Annotated in this window: 3 protein-coding genes and 1 pseudogene; all 4 read left to right on the forward strand. The window is 72.6% G+C overall.

Annotated features, from left to right (window positions below):
- The first annotated feature begins 366 nt into the window (after positions 1-366).
- Positions 367-4,074, forward strand: a complete 3,708-nt coding sequence (locus FHS37_RS38540; RefSeq protein WP_184829965.1) for a ThuA domain-containing protein — start codon at positions 367-369, stop codon at positions 4,072-4,074.
- A 147-nt stretch (positions 4,075-4,221) separates the two neighbouring features.
- On the forward strand, positions 4,222-5,385 hold the full coding sequence (locus FHS37_RS38545; protein WP_184829967.1) for an inositol-3-phosphate synthase: 1,164 nt from the start codon (positions 4,222-4,224) through the stop codon (positions 5,383-5,385).
- Complete coding sequence (locus FHS37_RS40415) at positions 5,382-5,924, forward strand: hypothetical protein (RefSeq protein ID WP_230534960.1); 543 nt, start codon at positions 5,382-5,384, stop codon at positions 5,922-5,924. The genes FHS37_RS38545 and FHS37_RS40415 overlap by 4 nt, the downstream gene beginning before the upstream one ends.
- Positions 5,921-6,340 (forward strand): annotated as a pseudogene (locus tag FHS37_RS38555) (EboA domain-containing protein); the annotation flags it as partial. The gene FHS37_RS40415 and the pseudogene FHS37_RS38555, both read left to right, overlap by 4 nt.

Genomic DNA, 6,340 nt, shown 5'->3' on the forward strand with positions numbered 1-6,340 from the left:
CCGGCATGGACCGCCTCCAGGGCGCGCCGCAGGCACTGGCGGACCTGAAGCGGTTCGACTTCGACCCGCCCACGGCATCCTTCGACGCCGCCTTCAACAGCTGATCCACACGCCCGACGAGAGGTCGGGACGGGGACCGGAACATCCGCCGGTCCCCGGTCCGGCCTGCCCGGACACCGCTTTGTCCTGCAAAGGGAAAAAGTTCAACCATCCCTGGCGCAAGGGGTGTCGGCCCCGGACGAACGCGGCTACCGTCCCTGAAGGGTTCAGGACACCCACGCCTCCGGGGTGACGGCGCACCCCGGCGCCCGCACCGCACGTCTTCGCACCAACCCGTACGGCCCATCCCGTTCCCGGAGGGACTTCGTGCACAGAAGCAGACTCAGAGGGACCAGAACCACGAGGCGTCCCAGACTCCGCACCCCCCTCGCCCTGTTCACCGGCCTGATGCTGGCCGTGGGCACCCCGGCGACCGTCGCCGTCGCCCAGCCGGCGGCCGCCGACGGACCGGCCGCCGCCGAGGGGCGGTTCCAGCAGGTACCGCTCGCCAAGGGCGAGCCCGAGATGGGCGAGCCGATGTCGCTCGCCGTGCTCCCGAACCGCAGCGTCCTGCACACCTCGCGCGACGGCACGCTGAGGATCACCGACCAGGGCGGCGTCACCAAGGTCGCCGGCAAGCTCGACGTCTACAGCCACGACGAGGAGGGCCTGCAGGGCGTCGGCGTCGACCCGGACTTCGAGAACAACCGGGCGATCTACCTCTACTACGCCCCGCCGCTCGACACCCCCGCGGGCGACGCCCCGGAGAACGGCACCGCCGCGGACTTCGAGAAGTTCGACGGCGTCAACCGCCTCTCCCGCTTCGTCCTGAACCCCAACGGCACGCTGGACCTGGCCAGCGAGAAGAAGGTCCTGGACGTCGCGGCCTCCCGCGGCACCTGCTGCCACGTCGGCGGCGACATCGACTTCGACGCCGAGGGCAACCTCTACCTGTCCACCGGCGACGACACCAACCCCTTCGCCTCCGACGGCTACACGCCGATCGACGAGCGGGCCGACCGCAACCCGGCCTTCGACGCCCGCCGCAGCTCCGGCAACACCAACGACCTGCGCGGCAAGATCCTGCGCATCAAGGTCGCCGAGGACGGCTCGTACACCATCCCGGACGGCAACCTCTTCGCCCCCGGCACCGAGAAGACCCGCCCCGAGATCTACGCGATGGGCTTCCGCAACCCGTTCCGGATGAGCGTCGACGACGAGACCGGCGTCGTCTACGTCGGTGACTACGGCCCCGACGCCGGCGCCGCCGACCCGAACCGCGGCCCGGCGGGCCAGGTCGAGTTCGCCAAGGTCACCGAGGCCGCCAACTTCGGCTGGCCGTTCTGCACCGGCGACAACGACGCCTACACCGACTACGACTTCGCCACCGGTACCTCCGGCGGGAAGTTCGACTGCAGCGCCCCGAAGAACACCTCGCGGCACAACACCGGCCTGGTCGACCTGCCGCCCGCCCAGCCCGCCTGGATCCCGTACGACGGCGGTTCCGTGCCCGAGTTCGGCAGCGGCTCCGAGTCCCCGATGGCCGGCCCGGTCTACCGCTACGACCCCGAGCTGGACTCCAGCGTGAAGTTCCCCGAGGCGTACGACGGCGACTTCTTCGCGGGTGAGTTCGGCCGCCGCTGGATCAAGCGGATCGAGCAGACCGAGGACGGCTCCGTCGCGAAGATCAACGACTTCCCGTGGACCGGCACCCAGATCATGGACATGGAGTTCGGCCCCGACGGCGCGCTCTACGTCCTCGACTACGGCGTCTCCTGGTTCCAGGGCGACGAGAACTCCGCGCTGTACCGGATCGAGAACGCCGAGGACGGCTTCTCCCCGATCGCCGAGGTGAGCGCGGACAAGACCTCCGGCGCGGTCGGCCTGAAGGTCGCCTTCACCGCCTCCGCCAAGGACGCCGACTCCCCGGACCTCACCTACAGCTGGGACTTCGGCGACGGCACCGAGGGCGAGGGGCTGACCCCGACCCACCGGTACAAGAAGGCCGGCACCTACACCGCGACCTTCACCGCGAAGGACCCCGAGGGCAACACCGGCAACGCCAGCGTCCGGATCGTGGTCGGCAACACCGAGCCCAAGGTGAAGATCGAGGTTCCCGGCAACGGCAGCCTGGCCGCCTTCGGCGAGCCCGTCCCGTTCAAGGTGACCGTCACCGACCCCGAGGAGACCGTCGACTGCTCCAAGGTCGAGGTCGCCTACAGCCTCGGCCACGACTCGCACGCCCACGAGCTGACCAGCGAGACGGGCTGCGAGGGCACCCTCGAGCCGCCCGCCGGGGACGGCGGCCACGACCCCAACGCCAACGTCTACGGTGTCGTCGGCGCCAGTTACACCGACGACGGGGCGAACGGCCAGGAGGCCCTGACCGGCACCGCGCGCACCGTGCTCCAGCCGCTGCACCGCCAGGCCGAGCACTTCGGCACCCAGCAGGGCGTGTCGGTGATCGACAAGACCGGCGCCAACGGCGGCAAGACCGTCGGCGACATCCACGACGGCGACTGGATCTCCTTCAGCCCCTACCGGTTCGACGGACAGAAGAAGATGACCGTGCGGGCCTCCTCCGGCGGCGCCGGCGGCTTCATCGAGCTGCGCACCGGTTCGCCCGACGGCAAGCTGCACGGCTCGGCGTACATCCCGCCGACCGGCAGCTGGGAGACGTTCCAGAACGTCGACGTGCCGCTGCGGTCGCTGCCGAAGCGCACCACGGAGATCTACCTGGTCTTCCGGGGCGGCGAGGGCGCGCTGTACGACGTGGACGACTTCGAGTTCTCCGAGGAGCCGTTCAAGGGCGGCAAGAAGGTCCTGGTCTTCTCCAAGACGGCCGGCTTCCGGCACGACTCCATCCCGGCCGGCATCGCCGCCCTGAAGGAGCTCGGCGCCCCGGCCGGCATCACGGTCGACGCGACCGAGGAGGCACGGCAGTTCACCACGGCCAACCTCGCCAAGTACGACGCGGTGGCCTTCCTGTCCACCACCGGTGACGTCCTCGACACCGACCAGCAGAAGGCGTTCGAGGACTACGTCGCGAACGGCGGCGGCTACATGGGCATCCACGCCGCCGCCGACACCGAGTACGACTGGGAGTTCTACGGCGGTCTCGTCGGCGCCTACTTCGACTCGCACCCGGCCATCCAGAAGGCCACCGTGCGCGTCGAGGACCACGACCACCCGTCCACCGCGCACCTGGACGACACGTGGGAGCGCACCGACGAGTGGTACAACTACCGCACCAACCCGCGTGAGCAGGCCAAGGTCCTCGCCACCCTCGACGAGACCACCTACCAGGGCGGCACCATGAAGGGCGACCACCCGATCGCCTGGTGCCAGAGCTACGGCGGCGGCCGCTCCTTCTACACCGGCGGCGGCCACACCAAGGAGTCCTACGCCGACGGGGCCTTCCGCGCCCACCTGCTCGGCGGCCTGCAGTACGCCACCGGTCAGGTCAAGGCCGACTGCAAGCCGAACAAGGGCTACCGGGAGATCTTCAACGGCCGGACCCTGGACGGCTGGAAGCAGGCAGGACCCGGCAGGTTCGTCGTCAAGGACGGCGTGATGGAGTCCGAGGGCGGCATGGGCCTGCTCTGGTACCAGGCCAAGGAGCTGGAGTCGTACTCGCTCAAGCTCGACTGGAAGATGCAGGGCGACGACAACTCCGGTGTCTTCGTGGGCTTCCCGGCCTCCGACGACCCCTGGTCCGCGGTGAACAAGGGCTACGAGATCCAGATCGACGCCACGGACGCGCCCGACCGCACCACGGGCTCCGTCTACTCGTTCAAGTCGGCGAACACCAAGGCCCGTGACCAGGTCCTGCGGCCGCCCGGCCAGTGGAACTCCTACGAGATCAAGGTCCGGGGCGAACGCCTCCAGGTGTTCCTCAACGGAGTCAAGATCAACGACTTCACCAACAAGGACCCCGAGCGGAGCCTGACCGACGGCTACATCGGCCTGCAGAACCACGGCGCCGACGACCAGGTCTCCTTCCGCAACATCCAGCTGAAGGAGCTGCCCTCCTAGGGCGAAGCGCCCTCCCGGGGCAACCGGAACGGCGGCGGGCGGAGGACGCCGGACCTCCGCCCGCCGTCCCCCGGGCCCCGCGCCCGGCACCCCGCTCGTCCCCTTCCGGCGCTCGCACCCGGTTCGCGTACGACAAGGAGGCTGCCCATGTCCGCCGAACCGTCCCTGCCCGCCCCCTCCTCGGCCCCGCGCTTCGGTGTCTGGCTCATCGGGGCGCGCGGATCCGTGGCCACGACCGCGATCGCGGGCTGTGCCGCCGTCGTCGCCGGGCTCCATCCGCCGACCGGCATGGTCACGGAGACACCTCCCTTCACCTCGTGCGGTCTGCCGGCGTTGTCGTCGCTCGTCTTCGGCGGACACGACACCGTCGACTGCCCGCTGCCCAAACGCGCCGAACACCTCGCCGCCGGCGGCGTCCTGCCGCACGGGCTGCCCTCGGCCGTGCACGCCGAACTCGTCGCCGCCGACCGGGAGATCAGGCCCGGCGGCCCGGTGCCCGACGACACGGGCCGCAGCCAGGACGCATGGGCCGAGGTCTTCGCGGCCGACATCCGCGACTTCGTGCACCGCCAGGGCCTCGCCGGCGCCGTCGTCGTGAACGTCGCCTCCACCGAGCCCGCTCCGGCCGCCGGCACGCTGCCGCCCAGCTCCCTCTACGCGGCGGCCGCCCTGCGCGCCGGCTGCCCCTACGTCAACTTCACCCCCTCCACGGGCCTGCACCACCCGGCGCTGACCTCGCTCGCCGAGTCCTCGGGCCTGCCGTACGCGGGCCGCGACGGCAAGACCGGGCAGACCCTGCTGCGCTCCGTGCTCGGTCCGATGTTCCTGCAGCGCGCCCTCGCCGTGCGCGCCTGGTCCGGCACCAACCTCCTGGGCGGCGGCGACGGCGCCGCCCTCGCCGACCCCGCGGCCGCCGCCGCCAAGAACGCAGGCAAGGAGCGCGTCCTGACCGACACCCTCGGGCACACCCCGGAGGGCGAGGTGCACATCGACGACGTGCCGGCGCTCGGCGACTGGAAGACCGCCTGGGACCACATCGCCTTCGACGGGTTCCTCGGCTCGCGGATGGTCCTGCAGACCATCTGGCAGGGCTGCGACTCGGCCCTCGCCGCCCCGCTCGTGCTGGACCTGGCCCGTCTGGTCGCCCGCGCCCACGAGAAGGGCCTGTCCGGTCCGCTGGGCGAGCTGGGCTTCTACTTCAAGGACCCGGTCGGGGACGGCCCGTCGTCACTGGCCGAGCAGTACGCGGAGCTGAGGCGCTTCGCCGGACGGCTGCGGGACGACGTCGACGAGCGCGGGGCGCAGCGGTGAGCCGCACGACCGCCACGGCGCGGAACACGCCCGCGCCGACCGGGGCGACGGCGGTGGACGGCCCGGCGTCCTCGCATGCCGCCCCGGTCCCCAGCGGCGCCGCGCCCCGCACGCCCCGCCCCCGCTCCGGACGCGCGGACGCCCGGGCCGAACTGCTGCGCCTGCCCGCCCCGTCCACCGTCCCCGGCGACGTCCTGGCCCCGCCGGCGGCCCTCGCGACCACGGGAGCGCTGACCCGGCTGGTCACCTCCCGCGGCACCCGACTCCCGGCAGGCCGGAGGGCAGCAGCCGCCCCCGGCCTGCCGGGCTCCGGACCGGCCGGGCGCCCGCCCCGGGCCACCGGCACCCTCGCCGCCGGCGGACACCAGGACCTGACGGACGTCGAACTGCCCGGCCCCTCCCCTGCGGGCCCCCGCTTCGCCGCCCGCTCCCTCCCGTTCCTCCGCCACGCCGCCCGGCTCGCGGCGACCGCCACCTCCGCCCCCCTCCCACCGCACGGCGATCCCTCCGCCACCCCCGAAGGGAGCAGCGCCCCGTGACCCGTCCCCATGCCACCCCGGCGACCCCGGAGGCAGACCCCACCGGCGACCGGGCGACCCCCGGTGCGGGCACCACCCCCACCCTCACCCCGCCCGACCGGCTGCACCGCCACCTCGCCGACCGCCTGGGCGGAGCCGCCCGCGCCTGGCTCGACCAGGCCCTCGACGAGGCCGCCGCCCACCCCGGCGCCCACGGGCCGATCACCGTCTGGGAGCTGCGGCTGGCCGAGGCCGGCCGCCGCTGCGGTCCCGCCCACGCCGACGCCGCCCGCGTCCTCATCCTGCACGCGGCCCGCGCCGACGCCGACGCCCTGACCCGGGTCTACCAGCAGGGCACCGCGGACGAGCGCCGCGCGGTCCTGCACGCCCTCCCGCACCTGGTGCCCGGCCCCGAGGCCCTCCCGCTCGTCGAGGAC

It is taken from the genome of Streptomyces griseomycini, from assembly GCF_014203535.1.
GTDB lineage: Bacteria > Actinomycetota > Actinomycetes > Streptomycetales > Streptomycetaceae > Streptomyces > Streptomyces griseomycini.